13 protein-coding genes are annotated in these 16,882 nt (G+C 70.0%); 3 read left to right on the top strand and 10 right to left on the bottom strand.

All coding sequences use genetic code 11. The features are described from left to right. Positions 1–194 precede the first annotated feature (194 nt). The gene (locus OG379_RS28630; RefSeq protein ID WP_405665845.1) at positions 195–827 is read left to right on the top strand and encodes a hypothetical protein; all 633 of its coding nucleotides are present in this window, start codon (positions 195–197) and stop codon (positions 825–827) included. A 62-nt stretch (positions 828–889) separates the two neighbouring features. Here OG379_RS28630 and OG379_RS28625 read toward each other — a convergent pair whose 3' ends face one another. The 6 genes from OG379_RS28625 to OG379_RS28600 all read right to left on the bottom strand — a co-directional run bounded on the left by OG379_RS28625 (position 890) and on the right by OG379_RS28600 (position 7,106). Further along, positions 890–1,528 (bottom strand): hypothetical protein, encoded by a 639-nt coding sequence (locus OG379_RS28625; RefSeq protein ID WP_405665843.1) that lies wholly within the window; start codon positions 1,526–1,528, stop codon positions 890–892. Positions 1,529–1,586: 58 nt separating this feature from the next. Then, complete coding sequence (locus OG379_RS28620; RefSeq protein ID WP_405665841.1) at positions 1,587–2,297, bottom strand: ribonuclease HII; 711 nt, start codon at positions 2,295–2,297, stop codon at positions 1,587–1,589. Positions 2,298–2,787: 490 nt separating this feature from the next. Continuing rightward, positions 2,788–4,578, bottom strand: coding sequence for a DUF4153 domain-containing protein (locus tag OG379_RS28615; protein WP_405665840.1), 1,791 nt, complete (start codon positions 4,576–4,578; stop codon positions 2,788–2,790). 246 nt (positions 4,579–4,824) lie between these two features. Continuing rightward, positions 4,825–5,736 (bottom strand): ADP-ribosylglycohydrolase family protein, encoded by a 912-nt coding sequence (locus tag OG379_RS28610; protein WP_405665839.1) that lies wholly within the window; start codon positions 5,734–5,736, stop codon positions 4,825–4,827. Between the two features lie 12 nt (positions 5,737–5,748). Further along, positions 5,749–6,408 (bottom strand): histidine phosphatase family protein, encoded by a 660-nt coding sequence (locus tag OG379_RS28605; protein ID WP_393761990.1) that lies wholly within the window; start codon positions 6,406–6,408, stop codon positions 5,749–5,751. A gap of 92 nt (positions 6,409–6,500) precedes the next feature. Next, on the bottom strand, positions 6,501–7,106 hold the full coding sequence (locus OG379_RS28600; protein WP_393761988.1) for a YdbC family protein: 606 nt from the start codon (positions 7,104–7,106) through the stop codon (positions 6,501–6,503). A 202-nt stretch (positions 7,107–7,308) separates the two neighbouring features. Here OG379_RS28600 and OG379_RS28595 point away from each other — a divergent pair, with 202 nt between their 5' ends. After that, positions 7,309–7,842, top strand: a complete 534-nt coding sequence (locus tag OG379_RS28595) for a TerD family protein (protein WP_405665838.1) — start codon at positions 7,309–7,311, stop codon at positions 7,840–7,842. A 129-nt stretch (positions 7,843–7,971) separates the two neighbouring features. Here the strand turns inward: OG379_RS28595 and OG379_RS28590 are convergent, their stop codons facing one another. Together OG379_RS28590 and nrdR are read right to left on the bottom strand one after the other, a co-directional pair. Next, entirely contained in the window at positions 7,972–10,881 is a 2,910-nt protein-coding gene (locus OG379_RS28590; protein WP_405665837.1) for a vitamin B12-dependent ribonucleotide reductase, read from the bottom strand. A gap of 156 nt (positions 10,882–11,037) precedes the next feature. Beyond that, positions 11,038–11,553: a transcriptional regulator NrdR gene (gene nrdR / locus OG379_RS28585; RefSeq protein WP_405665836.1), complete on the bottom strand. Its 516-nt coding sequence runs from the start codon at positions 11,551–11,553 to the stop codon at positions 11,038–11,040. Positions 11,554–12,087: 534 nt separating this feature from the next. Here nrdR and lexA point away from each other — a divergent pair. Beyond that, entirely contained in the window at positions 12,088–12,885 is a 798-nt protein-coding gene (gene lexA, locus OG379_RS28580; RefSeq protein ID WP_104789571.1) for a transcriptional repressor LexA, read from the top strand. 69 nt (positions 12,886–12,954) lie between these two features. On the opposite strand, the gene OG379_RS28575 is transcribed toward lexA, so the two are convergent. Beyond that, complete coding sequence (locus OG379_RS28575) at positions 12,955–14,922, bottom strand: ATP-dependent DNA helicase (RefSeq protein ID WP_405665834.1); 1,968 nt, start codon at positions 14,920–14,922, stop codon at positions 12,955–12,957. A 50-nt stretch (positions 14,923–14,972) separates the two neighbouring features. After that, a complete protein-coding gene (locus tag OG379_RS28570) occupies positions 14,973–16,832 on the bottom strand; it encodes an IucA/IucC family protein (protein WP_405665833.1) in 1,860 nt (619 codons plus the stop codon). Positions 16,833–16,882 lie beyond the last annotated feature (50 nt).

The raw sequence follows: 16,882 nt of genomic DNA, 5'->3' as shown, positions 1-16,882 counted from the left end.
AACGGGCAGGGATATCTGTGTCATTCCGTCAGATACCAGTCAGCCGCGCCAATTGCTCGTTGCCGCCTGCCGATGTGACAGGAAGAATTGGAATCGCTCCCCGCACGGTCTCTTCGCGGGCCCGGAAGGGCTGTGCCGCGGCGCGCCCTCACTCGACCCTGCCCGCACCGTGGGCGCGTAGCGAAGGGAGGACCGTGACCTTCGGATTCGCTCCGTCCGCGGCCACTTCACTGTCGGCGTCCGCGGGCTCCGTCAACAACGTGGCCAGGATGCTCGAACCGGCCGAGTGGGCGGCGGCGGGCATACCTCTGCTGCGCAGTCCGCGTGAGGTCGTCAGCGGCCTCCACTCACGGCACCGGCCGACTCCGGCCACCGCGGTGGTCGCCGTCCTCGATCATGAGGAACGGCTCACGGCGAGCGCCTCGTTCGCCCGGCGGTCCACCGTGGCCACGGACGGCTGGGAGTTCCGCAACGCCCTGCTGGCCCATCTGCGCCGGGTGATCCCGCACGATCTGCGCCGCCGCACCCCGGTGCGTACCGCCGTACTGCTCTACTGCCGCGAGGGCGACGAGCGTTGGACGGAGGAGGACGGGGCGTGGATGTGGGGGCTCAGGGACGCCTGCACACTGCACGGCCTTCGTTGCGGGGCCTACATCACCCTGACGCGTGGGGGATGGCAGGTCCTCGGTGAGGGCCGGGGCGGCCGCAGGCCGACGCTGCTGTCCACGCCGTCGGCCCTGGCGGACGCCTCCGCCGACCAGGCCCCCGGTCCGCTCCGCACCGGGGGCGGTGCGGCCGAAGCACTGCGGCGGAGCGCCGCCCGTTGAGTTGAAACGGGACGTGGGTCCCGGCCGTCCTCACGGATGGCCGGGACCCACGGACGTACGGCTCAGACTCCCGCGCCGAGTGCCGAGTTGACCTGCTGCGGGTCTCCGCACACGATCAGCAGCGCGCCGGCGCGCTCCCGCACGCCGGACAGCGCCCGGGCAGCCGCGTCGTCGAGGTCGCTGTTGACCGCGACGACGACGACGGTACGGGTGGCACACCGGTCGGCGTTGGCCGTACGGGCGAAGAAGACGTCGTCACCCGCGTCGTGCTGGGCCCAGTACCTGGCTTCTCCGAAGGAGAGCTCGTGCACGGCCCAGGGATGCTGTTCGCCGGTGGTGAGCACCAGGATGTCGCCAGGTGCCCGCCCGGAGTCGAGCAGCAGGTCGACGGCCTCGTCGGCGGCGTCGATCGCACCGCCGGCCGGAGCCGGGATCAGCTGGAACTGTGCTGCCGGACGTTCCTCGGACAGCTTCTGCCCGGCAGGGGCCGGAACAGCGGGAGAGGCGGATGTGGGCTGCAGGCGCTGCGCCGGGGGCGCGGGCCTCGCAGGGCCACGGCCCGGGCTTCCGGGACGCGGTGTGGCCGCGGAACGCGGGCCGGGTACGGGACGGGGGGTCGGCGCGGTGCGGCCGGCGGCCGGAGTGACGCGGGGACCCTGGGCGCTCTCGGGAATCTGAGGCTCCTCGGGGATGAGAGGCATGAATGGTTGTCTTTCGCAGCCGACGCGGACACGTCGGCGGTGGGGTGCGCCTGTGCGATCAGAAGTCGAAGCCGAGCTGGCCCCCGCTTTCCAGTGCCGCCGCCTCGGCGGAGAATCGGACCTTTTTCAGGTGCTGCCATTTGGGCAGCGCGTCGAGGTAGGCCCAGCTGAGGCGATGGTGAGGCGTAGGCCCCCGCTCCTCCAGCGCGGCCCGGTGTACCGGTGACGGATAACCGGCGTTCTCGCCGAAGGCGAAGTCTGCGTACTCCCCGGTGCCCGCGCCCAGTTCGGCCATCATCGTGTCCCGGTGGACCTTGGCGATCACCGAGGCCGCGGCCACGGCGATGCAGGACTGGTCGCCCTTGATCACGGTACGGACGTTCCAGGGCGTGCCGAGGTAGTCGTGCTTGCCGTCGAGGATCACGGCGTCCGGCCGCACGGGCAGAGCGTCCAGCGCCCTGACGGCCGCGAGACGGAGCGCCGCGGTCATGCCGAGGTCGTCGATCTCCAGTGGTGACGCATGCCCCAGCCCGTAGGCCGTGACCCACTTCTCGAGCAACGGGGCGAGTTCCGCCCGGCGCTTGGGACTGATCAGCTTGGAGTCGGTGAGTCCCTCAGGGGCTCTACGGAGACCGGTGACGGCCGCGCACACGGTGACGGGGCCGGCCCACGCTCCGCGTCCGACCTCATCGACACCGGCGACGGTCCTGGCACCGGACGTAGCGCGCAGTGAGCGCTCGACGGTGTGCGTGGGTGGTTCGTACGGCATGGCGCCTGCCAGGTTACGCCGATGGGCACGGCAAGAACACCCCGGGGCACCGTGCAGCGCTCCGGCACGTGTCCGGCCATGTCCGGAACACCCCGGGCGGTGCGCGACGAGGGCCGGAGGCGGCGCCGGAAGCGGAGGAGCGGTCCCACGACCCGGCCGGCCGCCGCAGGCGGCACACCCACAGATATCTTCGCTTCCGCACATGCCACTGCGAGCATCCCTACCGCTCGGCCGCGCCTCCGTTCACGGCACCCGAGTGGGACTGGAGCGCCCATGGCCCACTGCTGACCAGGCCGCCTCACACAGTGGTCTTCTCACCCACATCGCAAGCGCGAACGCCTGCCCGTACCGCTCCTGAGCGAAAGGTGCCCCGAGAGCGGTACGCGACCCGCGGCGCTGCGGTTCGTGCGGGGACACGTCACCGACCGCGCCGGCACGGGCGCGTTCCCCGAACACCCCTGCCGGAACCAGGTGTTCGGGGCGGACCGCCTCAGTACGGGTCGTAGGAGTCCTCCTCCTCGTGCGCGTCCCGCTCGTCGGTCTCCGTCCCGAGGCCGCGGCAGTCGATCTCACGGTCCTGTACGGGGTGTTCCTTCAGGATGTCCCGGGCTCTGACCTCTCCCCAGCTGGAGCTGTACCAGGGGGTGTCCAGGAGGGCGAGGTCGCGCTGGTACTTCTCCAGCACACAGGACCGCAGAGGTTCCGGCAGCCCGTCCAGGGCCGGTACGGCGTCCGCGGAGAGCCCCTCGAGGTACTCGAGGTCGATCGTCCTGTGGCTGCCGTACCGCTCGACGTTCTGTTCGGCGATCAGCCCGTCGGGTGAGAGCAGCCCGAAGGCGAGCACGCCGACGGCCGCACTCACTGCGACCGCGCGCGGCAGCAGCCTGGCGCCGAAGACTCCGGCCGCGAGGATGAGGATCAGCACCACTCCGAGCCAGAGCTCCACAGCGGCCACCGAGATCCGCAGCCGGGTCAGCCCGAAGGCGTCCACGTAGAGGTCCATGCGGCGCAGGGCCGAGGCCACGACGACGAGCGTCAGTACGCACAGTGCACCGAGAACGCTCCGGACCAGGACCCGGTCACGCGGTCCGCCCCGCGGCGCCCAGCGCAGGGCGAGGGCGATGACGAGGAGGGTCAGCACGGTGGCCCAGAGGAGCTGCCAGAAGCCCTGCCGGGCGTACTCGGCGGGCAGCAGGCCGGTCTCGTCGAGCACCTTGTCGTACCCGCCGAGCAGGACGACGAGCTGGAGGGTGATGAACGCGGCGAAGAGCAGGTTGAGCACGATCAGCGGAAGCGCCCACTCCGCCCTGTTCCTGGCCTTGCCCGGCCGTACGGTGATCCCGTCCCAGCGCACCGGCGCGGCAGCGCTGTATGCGGCGGCAAGTGCTCCGACGAGGCCGAGTGCGAAGAGGAAGAGCCGCCAGGGGCTGTCGCCGACGGACACGTCGGGGGTGAGGCTGCCCAGGAGGTCGGCGAAGGCGGCGTCCGCGGAGGCGAAGAGCGCGCCGAACACGACGAGCAGGACCACCGCCACCGCCGCGCTGCGCACCACGGTGCGCACCCGCCCCCGGGAGTCGTCCGCGCGGTCACGTACCCCGTGCCACCCCCAGCGCACACCCGCCGCGACCGAGGGGAACAGTCCCAGCGAGCCGAGCAGCACGCCCGGCCAGCTGCGGCTTCCGTGCAGGGCGAGTGAGCCGAGGGCGAGCGCCGACACCACTGCGAGGAAGACCGGCCACCCCGCTTCCCGGAGCGCCGGAATCGCCAGGAGCGCCAGGCCGCCCACCGCCCACACCGCGGTCCAGGGGCGCAGCCTGCGCCCCGCCGAGCGTGCGGCGAAGAACGCCCCCAAGGCGGCGGGCACGGCCACGATCAGCAGATTGGGCCCGAGGCCGTCACCGAGCAGCAGGGCGCTGAGCAGGCCCGTGGCGAGGACCGCCCAGAGTGTGGCGGGCCCGATCGCGCGCGGGGACGGAGGCCTCAGCCGCGACAGCACGCCGACCGGCTGATGCCGTCCGGGGCGCCGCCAGACGTCCGCGGAGGACGGCGGCTGGAGATAGGAGGGCACCTTCGGCACATCCGGGCCCGCCTGCTGCGGCGGCACCTGGGTGGAAGCCCTCGCAGGCTTGGCCGCCGCCTCGGCCCGTCCGGGACTCCCGGGCGCTGCGCGGGACGCCTCGCTCCCCGACCCGGACGCGGTCTCCGCAGCGGATTTCGCCGCGTTGCCGGACTCCGGTGACGTCTCGGGCCGGCTGGACGCATCGGACGACTGATCGGACATGGGACCCCTCCCCCCACCGAGGTCCGCTCGCGCCGCCACATCGCGGCGCGCCTGCCCCGGCGTCTCTAGGCGCACGCCCACCAAGATCGATGAGGGCGGCGTGGCCGAAAGAGTAAGTCGCGCCCGGACCGTTCAGCCGGTCGGGGCCGCCGCTGTGGCAGGACCGTGACAGTAGAAGTGCCATGCCTGGCCGTGAAGGAGGGCACGACAGCCGCCAGGCCCGACGAGCGCACACCCCGCGTTCGCTCAGCGGCGCGCCGGAGCGAGGGGCATCCAGTCGGGCAGCTGTTCCGTCCGGGCCAGCCAGTCGGCCGGAGGGGTACCGCCAGGCTGGGCGGCGACGATCCCGCCGACGATGGCGCAGGTGGTGTCCACGTCGCCGCCTGCCTGGGCCGTCACCCAGAAAGCCTCTTCGAAGTCACCGAGGCTCCGGGCCGCCGACCAGAGGGCGAAGGGCACGGTGTCGTGCGCACTCGTACGGCGGCCGTTGCCGAGCACCGCCGCGACCGTCCCGGCGTCGCGGTAGTCGAGCATGTCGCGCGCCCTGCGCAGCCCGGCGCCGACAGCGCTGCGCGGGACGAGGGCGACGACGCCGTCGATCAGGTCCTCCGGCGTCGGCGGCCCTTCCGGCGCGGCGACGAGGGCGGCCGCCGCCGCGACGGCCATCGATCCCACGACGGCCTCGCGGTGCTGATGGGTGGTGTACGAGGAGATCTCGGCCTGGTGGGTGGCCTGCTCCGGATCGTCCGCGTACCAGGCGCCCAGCGGTGCGATGCGCATCGCCGAACCGTTCCCCCAGGAGCCCTGGCCCTGGAAGAGCGCCGATGCCAGCTCCCGCCAGTCGCCGCCTTCCCGCACCAGCCTGAGCAGCCGGTTCACCGCGGGCCCGTAGCCCCGGTCGAAGTCATGGTGCCCAGCGAAGGAGTGGGCGAGCTCGTCCTGGTCGACGCGCTCGTGTGCGGCCAGCACGGCGAGTACGGAGCAGGCCATCTCGGTGTCGTCGGTCCACTGCCAGTCGCCGGGCGGCAGGTCGCGGCTCTTGAGCAGGGGGTAATGGGCCGGGACGAAGAACTGGGAGCCGAGGGCATCTCCCACGGACAGTCCACGCAGGCTGGCCAGAGCGCGTTCGAAACGTTCGGAAGCGGAGTCAGCGGTCATCGCTCTGCCACTCTATCCGGTGATGCCGTACGGCTCGGGGGTGCGCCACCGCTGAAAGGGCCGGTCGAGCGTATAGCGGCCGTCCTCTCCCAGCAGCAGCGTCCTGGATTCGCCGTTCCCGGGATTGGACAGTGACTCGAATTCCGCCACCGACCAGTGGAACCAGCGCATGCAGAAGAGCCTCATGGTCAGCCCATGGGTGACCAGCAGGACGTTCGGCGGATGGCCGGGGTCCTCGAAGCTGCGGTGGAGGCTCTCCAGGAACGCGTCGACCCGGTCGTACACGTCGGCGCCGGACTCGCCCTGCGCGAAGCGGTAGAAGAAGTGCCCGTACGCGTCCCGGTAGGCCTTCTGCAGCCTGACGTCGTCGCGGTCCTGCCAGTTGCCCCAGTCCTGCTCGCGCAGCCGGGGCTCCTCCCTGACACGCACGTGCTCCAGTTCGAGGCCGAACGCCCGGAACGTCTCGTGGGTGCGACGGTAGGGCGAGATGTAGACGCTGACACGCTCGTCGCCGAACGTCTCACGCAGCCGGGAGCCCGCCGCCTCTGCCTGACGCAGCCCCGTCGCCGTGAGCCTGAGCGCGTGGTCGGGCTCACGTTCGTAGACCGTGTCGTCGGCATTGCCCTCGGACTCACCGTGCCGGACGAGAACGATGCGTTGCGGTCGTGCCATGTACCGACCCTAGATGCCGTCCGGCCCGATCGAGCAATTGTGCGGGCTCCATCGGGCGTATGTGACCAAGGAAACGCCCGTACGGGGCCGGGTCACACCGTCCACGAGGGTTCGAGCTGCACCACGTCACCCGTGAGCGACTCGACATCCCGCTCGGTCTCCGCCCGCGCCGAGAGCCTGGCGACGCTCTCCGGCCGGTACTTGCCGCGTTCGGCGCTCGACTGCCACATCGACAGCACCAGGAACTCGTGCCCCGGGGCCTGGCCGAAGACTCCGCGCAGCATCCCGGGAGAACCCGCCATGGCCGGGTTCCACACCCGCTGCTGCATGAGTGCGAAATGGTCGACGCGGTCCTCGTGCACTTGGCTGTGCGCGACCCTGACCACATCGGCGTCGGTGAAGTCCGGCACGAATCCGGTCTTCACATCGAATCGGTACTCGAAGAGCTTGACCTGCATGTCCTTGTACATGCCGGACTGTGCGGCGGCCAGCCGGTCGTGCCCGCTGGCCATGAAGGAGTCGTAGAAGACCCGGTTCTCCCAGAACGCGAACACATGGGCGACTTCGGGCTGCCCTCGGCTCCACCCGCCGCTCTGACTCCGGAACCCCGGCTCACCGAGCAGCGCCGCCCACTTCCGCTGCCCCCGCTCGAAACCGCGGCGGTCCACCACGGTGCAGCGAATCCACTTGACCAGCACTGCGCCATCGTACGGCGCCCGGCGTGGCGCGGGTCACGCTCCGGACGGCCGGGGGCCTGTCGGCACCGGCAACGCACAACTCCGGCCACACGATGGCCCGAATGCGACGCCCGTTTCCAACGCGGTTGGATCCACGGACAGTTACGGACATGATCTGAGGAGGCAAGCGGTCCGTCGGTCCAGCAGCGAGGAGGCACGTCCGATGAGCACTCCCAACAAGGACATCGAGAAGGTCGAGGTGAGGGTCAAATGGGACCCCAGCGACTTCGGTGAGCCCGCGAACGACCTCGACATCATCGCGGCCACCTACGGGACGGAAGCGCCCTACGGCAGTCCCGTCTATCTCGTGCACTTCGACAGCAGGTCACCGGACGGGACGATCACGCTGAACCGGGACAGCCGGACGGGACAGGGCTTCGGCTTCGACGAGGTCATGACCCTCGAACTGGACCGTCTGTCGGACGCGTACGCCAGGGTCGTGGTCGGCGTGGCCATCCAGCAGCGCGACGGCCACAAGACCTTCGGTCAGATAGGGCACACGGCCGTACAGATCCGCGAGGGCTACACGAGCCTGGCGGAGGACGACTTCTCCGCGGTGCCGGCAGCCACCGCGGCGGTCGTCGCGGAATTCGTCCGGGACACCTCCGGGGCCTGGGGCTTCCACGGTTCCGTCCGCGGGTTCGACGGCGATCCCGGCTCGTTCGCCACGGAGATGGGGAACCGCCCGGGCGCCTGACCGGGCTCCGCTCGCCACGGCCGGCAGCCCGAAGGGGACCGGCCACCGGCCGGTCCCCTTCGTGAGCTGCTGGTCAGCTGCCGGGGCGGACCGTACCGGACGACCCGTCCGGTACGGCTCCGCTCACCCTCAGCTGCAGCCGCTGGTCGAGCCGCAGCCCTCGCAGATGTAGCAGGACCCGGCGCGCTGCATCTTCGTACCGCACGAGAAGCACAGCGGCGCGTCCGCGTTGATGCCGAGCTGCATCTCGACCAGTTCGGCCGAGGTGTGCGCGGTCCTGGGGGCCGGCTTCTCCGCGGCGCTCTCCTCCGGCGAAGCGACGGCCTTCAACGGCTCCACGTGCACAGGAGCGGACTGGGCCAGGCTCTCCGAGTCGAGGTCGTCGTCCCCGAAGGCGGCCTCGTACGAACCGGTGTCGAGGTGACGCTGACGCTCCTCGGCCGAGTGGATGCCGAGCGCGGAGCGCGTCTCGAACGGCAGGAAGTCGAGCGCCAGGCGGCGGAAGATGTAGTCGACGATCGACTGCGCCATCCGCACATCCGGGTCGTCCGTCATACCGGCCGGCTCGAAGCGCATGTTGGTGAACTTGGAGACGTAGGTCTCCAGCGGCACGCCGTACTGCAGACCGACCGAGACCGCGATCGAGAAGGCGTCCATCATGCCCGCGAGGGTGGAACCCTGCTTGGACATCTTCAGGAAGACCTCACCGAGACCGTCGTCCGGGTAGGAGTTGGCGGTCATGTAACCCTCGGCGCCGCCCACCGTGAAGGAGGTGGTGATGCCGGGACGGCCCTTGGGCAGACGCTTGCGGACCGGGCGGTACTCGACGACCTTCTCGACCGCGGCACGGATGGTGTCCTCGGTCTTCGCGGTCACCTCGTCCTTCTTCTCCTCCCACTTCTTGGTGGAGAGCGGCTGGCCGACCTTGCAGTTGTCGCGGTAGATCGCGAGCGCCTTGACGCCCATCTTCCACGCCTCGAAGTAGACCTCCTCGACGTCCTCGACGGTGGCCGTCTCCGGCAGGTTCACCGTCTTGGACAGCGCGCCGGAGATCCACGGCTGGATGGCCGCCATCATCCGGACGTGGCCCATGGCCGAGATGGAGCGCTCGCCCATCGCGCAGTCGAAGACCTCGTAGTGCTCGGTCTTGAGACCGGGGGCGTCGATCACGTTGCCGTTGTCGGCGATGTGGGCGACGATCGCCTCGATCTGCTCCGGCTGGTAGCCGAGACGGCGCAGGGCCTGCGGGACCGTGCCGTTGACGATCTGCATCGAGCCGCCGCCGACGAGCTTCTTGAACTTGACCAGGGCGAGGTCGGGCTCGAGGCCGGTGGTGTCGCAGGACATCGCGAGACCGATGGTGCCGGTCGGGGCGATGACCGACGCCTGGGCGTTGCGGAAGCCGTTCTTCGCGCCGAGGCGGAGCACGTCCTGCCAGGCCTCGGTGGCGGCGGCCCAGACCGGCGAGTCCAGGTCGTCGACGTGGACGGCCACGGCGTTGGCGTCCGAGTGCTGCTTCATGACGCGCTGGTGCGGCTCGGCGTTGCGGGCGTAGCCGTCGTACGGGCCGACGACCGCGGCGAGCTCGGCGGAGCGCCGGTAGGACGTACCGGTCATCAGCGAGGTGATCGCGCCGGCGAGCGCACGGCCGCCGTCGCTGTCGTACGCGTGCCCGGTGGCCATCAGCAGGGCGCCCAGGTTGGCGTAGCCGATGCCCAGCTGGCGGTAGGCGCGGGTGTTCTCGCCGATCTTCTGGGTCGGGAAGTCCGCGAAGCAGATCGAGATGTCCATCGCGGTGATGACCAGCTCGACGACCTTGGCGAAGCGCTCGGCCTGGAAGGACTGGTGGCCCTCGCCGTCGTCCTTGAGGAACTTCATCAGGTTCAGCGAGGCCAGGTTGCACGAGGTGTTGTCCAGGTGCATGTACTCGCTGCAGGGGTTCGAGCCGTTGATGCGGCCGGACTCCGGGCAGGTGTGCCAGTGGTTGATGGTGTCGTCGTACTGGATGCCGGGGTCCGCGCAGGCCCAGGCGGCCTCCGCCATCTTGCGGAAGAGGGACTTGGCCTCGACCTCTTCGATGACGTCACCGGTCATGCGGGCCCGCAGACCGAACTTCCCGCCGGCCTCGACGGCCTTCATGAACTCGTCGTTCACACGGACCGAGTTGTTGGCGTTCTGGTACTGGACGGACGTGATGTCGTCGCCGCCCAGGTCCATGTCGAAGCCCGCGTCGCGCAGGGCGCGGATCTTCTCCTCCTCCTTCACCTTGGTCTCGATGAAGTTCTCGATGTCGGGGTGGTCGACATCGAGGATGACCATCTTGGCCGCGCGGCGCGTGGCGCCACCCGACTTGATCGTTCCCGCGGAGGCGTCGGCGCCCCGCATGAAGGAGACCGGGCCGGAGGCGTTGCCGCCTGAGGAGAGCAGCTCCTTGGAGGAGCGGATGCGGGACAGGTTCAGGCCGGCGCCGGAGCCGCCCTTGAAGATCATGCCCTCTTCCTTGTACCAGTCGAGGATCGACTCCATGGAGTCGTCGACGGCCAGGATGAAGCAGGCCGAGACCTGCTGCGGCTGGGGCGTCCCCACGTTGAACCAGACCGGCGAGTTGAAGCTGAAGATCTGGTGCAGGAGGGCGTACGCCAGCTCGTGCTCGAAGATCTCGGCGTCGGCGGGGGTAGCGAAGTAGTTGTAGTCCTCGCCGGCCTTCCGGTACGTCTTCACGATCCGGTCGATGAGCTGTCGCAGACCGGTCTCGCGCTGCGGCGTGCCGACAGCCCCCCGGAAGTACTTGCTGGTGACGATGTTGACCGCGTTCACCGACCAGAAGTCGGGGAACTCGACGCCACGCTGCTCGAAGTTGATCGAGCCGTCGCGCCAGTTGGTCATGACGACGTCACGGCGCTCCCACGCGACCTCGTCGTACGGATGCACGCCGGGAGTCGTGTGGATGCGCTCGATGCGCAGGCCCTGCTTGGTCGCAGTCGACTTGGCTCCCTTGGTGCGGGAACCTCGTGCCGGGCCGCTCGCCGTCTCTGTCATGCCGCCTCCCATATGTGGGCAAAAACGCCCTGAAGTGCCCAGTTCTTCCCAGGGCACAGTGTGTGTCTGATGCTCCGGACGCCACGCAGAGCGTCTCGGAACAGGTCTGGTGCCGCCCGTCACCGGCTCCGCCGCCCCTGGCGGCCGGCCAGGTGATCAATCAGCGGCGACTGCGGCGGGCGCGGGGACCTCGGGGGTCTCGCCGCTCCCGCATTGCTCTGCGCGGGGCCGCTCTTCACGGAGCTCCGCGATCGCGGTCTCGAAGTCTTCGAGGGAGTTGAACGCCCGGTACACCGATGCGAAACGCAGGTACGCGACGAGGTCGAGCTCCTGCAAGGGGCCGAGTATGGCCAGACCCACGTCGTGCGTCGTCAGCTCGGCGCTCCCGGTGGCCCGCACGGCTTCCTCGACCCGCTGGCCGAGTTTCGCCAGTGCGTCCTCGGTGACGGGCCGGCCCTGGCAGGCCTTGCGGACCCCCGAGATGACCTTGGTGCGGCTGAAGGGCTCGGTCACGCCGCTGCGCTTGACCACCATCAGCGAGCAGGTCTCCACAGTCGTGAAGCGACGGGAGCAGTCGGGGCACTGACGGCGCCGTCGGATCGACGTCCCGTCGTCCGTCGTGCGACTGTCCACGACCCGACTGTCGGGGTGCCTGCAGAAGGGGCAGTGCATGTCTCCGAACCCTCCCTCACAGCACGACTGAATAGCCCTCCGTGCCCTGTTCAGGGCCCCTGAGGACAGTCACCAGCATAGGCGATGAACTCAGCCCTGGTGGACCGGGGACCACTACTTATGGGCGACGACAGCAAGGCAACCACTACATCTAGGGTTTCGCTCCACCTTCACCCCCGCGCGTGTCGCGCTCCCCCGGGGGCCGGGTGGCAGCCTACGGCCCGGCACGAGGGTACGGGAAACGCACACATGCCCGGGCCGCGGGGGCCGCCCGGCAGGCGGCCCGGCGCGAGCCCCGGAGGGCACACCACGGCACGCCGGGGACCCACCCCCGCGCACGGGAACGGACCGGCGGAACGCTAGCGTGGCCTCCGGGAACCGCGCTCGATTCCGGTCCGCCGCATTCAGCTCATACACCTCTCGGCAAGCGCGCGACAGCCCTTTATTTGTTTTTCACTCGAACGTGTGTTTGGCGCAACCTTTCGAAAGCTACTACCGTTGCCTAACTAGGGAGACCATTCGAGAGGGGCCGACGTGACCACCACCGCAGACAGCGCCACCATCACTGCCCAGGACCACCGCTCCCAGAGCCGACTTGAGCCGGTGCATGCCATGAATGACTCAGTCATGAACGCGGAGGGGCCAGAGCCCACACGCCCCGCACGCTCCTTGCCCGGCCGGCCTCCTGGAATCCGGGCGGACAGCTCCGGGCTCACGGACCGGCAGCGGCGTGTGATCGAGGTGATCCGGGATTCCGTGCAGCGGCGGGGCTATCCCCCGTCGATGCGCGAGATCGGCCAGGCGGTGGGGCTCTCGAGCACCTCGTCCGTCGCCCACCAGCTGATGGCTCTGGAGCGCAAGGGCTTCCTGCGCCGCGACCCTCACCGGCCGCGCGCCTACGAGGTCCGGGGCTCGGATCAGCCCAGCACCCAGCCGACCGACACCACCGGGAAGCCCGCGGCGTCGTACGTGCCGCTGGTCGGCCGGATCGCCGCCGGCGGGCCGATCCTCGCCGAGGAGTCCGTCGAGGACGTCTTCCCGCTCCCCCGCCAGCTCGTCGGTGACGGCGAGCTCTTCGTGCTGAAGGTCGTCGGTGACTCGATGATCGAGGCGGCGATCATGGATGGGGACTGGGTCACGGTCCGGCGCCAGCCGGTCGCGGAGAACGGCGACATCGTGGCAGCCATGCTGGACGGCGAGGCCACGGTCAAGCGGTTCAAGCGGGAGGACGGCCATGTCTGGCTGCTCCCGCACAACTCCGCCTACCAGCCGATCCCTGGTGACGAGGCGACGATCCTTGGCAAGGTCGTGGCGGTGCTGCGGCGAGTGTGAGCTCCGCCGGTTCGGACTGGGCCCCGGGATCTCTGCGCCGATCCCGGGGCCCTGGCACGTCCGCGGTGCTCACTGAGCGGTCTTGGCCGCCGCGTCGATGGCCGCGAGCGAGCGCCGCGCCTGGTTGCGGTCCGTGGTGTACCAGAAGTCGGGCAGGGAGGCGCGGAGATAGCTCCCGTACCGCGCGTTGGCCAGTCGGGGGTCGAGCACCGCGACCACGCCCTTGTCGCCCATGGCCCGGACGAGCCGGCCCGCGCCCTGTGCCATCAGCAGCGCCGCATGGGTCGCCGCCACCGCCATGAATCCGTTGCCGCCCGCGTCCTCGACCGCCTTCTGCCGGGCGCTCATCAGCGGGTCGTCCGGCCGGGGAAACGGAATCCGGTCCATGATCACGAGCTGGCAGCTCGGGCCGGGGACATCGACGCCCTGCCAGAGGGAGAGAGTCCCGAACAGACACGTCTCGGGGTCAGCCGCGAAATTCTTGATCAGCTCGCCGAGTGTCTCCTCGCCCTGCAGCAGGATCGGCTTGTCCTGCCTGCCACGCAGCTCCTCGGCTGCCGCCTGGGCCGCCCGCATGGACGAGAACAGGCCCAGGGTGCGGCCGCCCGCCGCCTCCACCAGCTCCGCGAGCTCGTCGAGCATGTCGGTGCGGGAACCTTCCCGGCCGGGCGTGGCCAGGTGCCGGGCGACGTACAGAATGCCCTGCTTGGGGTAGTCGAAGGGCGAGCCGACATCGAGCCCCTTCCACTGTGGGATGTCGTCACCCGCCGTGCCCTCGGGCGCGAGACCGAGTGAGGCCCCCACCCCGTTGAAATCACCGCCGAGCTTGAGGGTGGCCGAGGTGAGCACCACCGAGCGGTCGGCGAACAGCTTCTCCCTCAGCAGCCCGGACACGGACAGCGGTGCGACCCGGACCGACGCCCCGAAGCGGTCATGGCGCTCGTACCAGATGACGTCGTACTCGGAGCCCTGGGTGATGCGCTCCGCGACACTGTGGATGGACTCGACCGACGCCATCGCCTGCTTGCGCACAGCGTCCTCGTCCTGGACGTTTTTGTCGCGGGTCCCTCCTAGAGCGGAGATCACCGTACGCGCGGCGTCACGCAGGGCCATCAGTGCGTAGCCGAGGTCTTCCGGCACCTCTTCGAGGCGCCCAGGGAGCGCCAGCTCCATGACCCGCTCGAATCCCTCGGACGCGGTCAGCAGCGCGTCGGCCGCCTTCTCGTTGACCAGCTTCGCCGCTCGGCGCACCGCCCTGTTGACCTGGCCCGGGGTGAGCTCACCGGTGGCCACCCCGGTGACCCGGGAGACCAGCTCATGGGCCTCGTCGACGATGAGCACCTCGTGCTTGGGAAGCACCGGGGCGCCTTCGATCGCGTCGATCGCAAGCAGGGCGTGGTTCGTGACGACGACATCGGCGAGCTTGGCCCTCTCCCTGGCCGCCTCCGCGAAGCACTCGGCCCCGTACGCGCACTTGGTGGCACCGAGGCACTCGCGCGAGGAGACAGAGATCTGGGACCAGGCACGGTCCGAGACACCCGGCGTCAGATCGTCCCGGTCGCCGGTCTCCGTCTCGTCCGACCAGTCCCGCAGACGCAGCAGGTCCTGGCCCAGCTTGCTCGACGGCGCCGCCGCTTCGAACTGGTCGAAGAGTCCTTCCTCCTCGTCCTGCGGCGCCCCCTCGTGGAGCCGGTGCAGACAGAGGTAGTTCGACCGGCCCTTGAGCATGGCGAACTGCGGCCGACGGCGCAGCAGCGGGTGCAGCGCGTCGACCGTACGCGGAAGGTCCCGCTCCACCAGCTGGCGCTGGAGGGCCAGAGTGGCCGTGGCCACCACGACCCGCTCGCCGTGGGCCAGCGCCGGCACCAGGTAGCCGAGGGACTTGCCCGTGCCGGTGCCGGCCTGGACGAGCAGATGGGCGTTGTCGTCGACAGCCTCGGCGACGGCCTCGGCCATGGAGACCTGGCCGGGGCGTTCCGTACCGCCGACGGCGGTGACGGCGGCGTGGAGGAGCTCGGGGAGAGATGGCTTCGTCATAGCCCGTCCACCCTACGGCGCCCCACTGACACCATCGATCGCTCCCGGACTCACGCGGAAGGGTGGAGCGGGTTGGGGACGGAGCCGTGGACGGCGGCGTGCGGGCGCTGCGGGCGGTCGCGGTAGCCGTCCAGATGCAGACGGTTGCGGTTGAGACACAGGCGCTCGATCGTCGGCGTCAGCATGTCGAAGATCTCGAACCGCTCCTTGAGGTCGGGGAACCGGGCATGGTGCCTCAGGATCTCGGCACGCACGAGTAACCAGAATTCACCCTCAGGTACGTCCAGTTGCTCCTCGCACAAGGGCGACAGATAGCGGAAGACGCCCACGAAGAGACCGGAGTGGATGAACTGGGTGAGGAAGGAGGGGTCCTCCGTGAGCAGGATGTCCCGGACGTCCGCGGGCATCGTGTCGTGCTCCGGCAGCGGCCGGGCGCTGACGTTCACGTCGTCGACGAAGTCCTTGATCGCGAGCCGCAGGGGTACGTCGTGCTCGTCGAAGACGACGATGGCGTTCTCACCGTGCGGGGAGAAGACCGTGCCGTAGCGGTACAGGAAGTGCAGCAGTGGTGGCAGCAGCGCGGTGAAGAGCCGGGTCAGCCAGGCGGCGGGGGCCATCCCCGAGCGGGCGACGAGCTCGGCGGTGAAGGAACGGCCGTCGGGGTCCGTGTGCAGCAGCGAGGCCAGCGTACGGGCGCGTTCACCGGGTGCCAGCCGCGGCTGGAGAGGCTCCCGCCAGATCGCTCCGAGGATCTCCTTGAACTGGTACGGAGACTCGGGGAGGTGATCGTAGAGCGGGTGTTCGACGGCCACCGAGGCGACCTCGCCGAGCAGGATGACGCCGCAGGAGTCCCGGAGGAACGGATCGCCGTCGCACAGCCCCTGGACCCACGCCGTGACGGCCGGGGCGGCGAGCGTGCGTTCGGTCGGCAGGCCCCGCCAGACAAGGGTGTTGAGGATCGACAGGGGCAGCTTGACCGTGTGCCGGTCGGGCCGCCCCACGTTGGTGAAGGTGCGGATGGACTGCTGCGGCAGCCGGAGGTCGTCGTCGGTGTGCAGGGGAACGATCTCGGCGTCCGCGATCGCGGGGGCGAAGAGGGGGACGATCCATTCGTCCCACTGCCATGGATGCACGGGGAGGAACAGGTAGTCCGCGGGGTCGAGCCCCCGTCCGCGCAGGATCGCGGCGAAGGATTCCCGGACATGCGGGTCGAGTTCCCGGTCGTAGAGGTCTCCGGGGGCGGCGACACGGCCCACTCCCCGGTAACCCGCTATGCGGGTGCTGACGGCGATCCATGGCAGCGCGGTCGCGGACCGGGCTTCCGGTGTGAAGCGGGCGGCGTCGGTGGCGGAGAATCCGAGACGGCCCTTGTTCGCCACGAGCCAGGGGTGTCCTGTCTGGTGTCCTTCGAGCTCGGCGTACGGGAGCTCGGCGAGCTGCGCCGCGGTGAGCGCCGTGTGGTCGAGCCGGGCGTCGGCGGTGAGGGTGGCGGTGAGCTCGCGGATGAGGTGGCCGAGCGTGGCACCGTCGAGACCGAGAAGACGGCGTCCTCGGGCGAGGAATCTCAGGGGGTCCCGGAAGGGTGCGCCGTCGGTGCTGCCGGCCCCGGTGTCCCCGGCGGAGAACTCGCGGATCGTCGCCGGGTCGACACGCCAGCTGCCGTAGACACCACGCCGGGCGTGGAAGCTCAGGGTCGCGCCGTCGTCGAGCGTCAGGGTGTAGTCGCCGGTCCGCCCCGATCCGTCGTCCGTCCGGGGTACGGGCTCGATGACTTCCTCGTAGGCGAACTCACCGAGCATCTTGGCGAGGAGCCTCGCCGCAGCCCGGTCCCAGACGGTCCGGTTGAGTTCCGGAGTGTCGAGCGGCGTATGAGGCTTCGCCGGATGATGGCTCGCAGGATATGTCGGCACGGGGACTCCTCCGGGTGGGACCGATGGGGTTCGAGCAGGCTGTGCGGTGC

Origin of the sequence: Streptomyces sp. NBC_01166, from assembly GCF_045039765.1 — a bacterium.
In the GTDB taxonomy this organism is placed as follows: domain Bacteria; phylum Actinomycetota; class Actinomycetes; order Streptomycetales; family Streptomycetaceae; genus Streptomyces.
The sequence above is the reverse complement of the archived record's forward strand: the minus strand, read 5'-3'. Positions and strand labels throughout refer to the sequence as shown.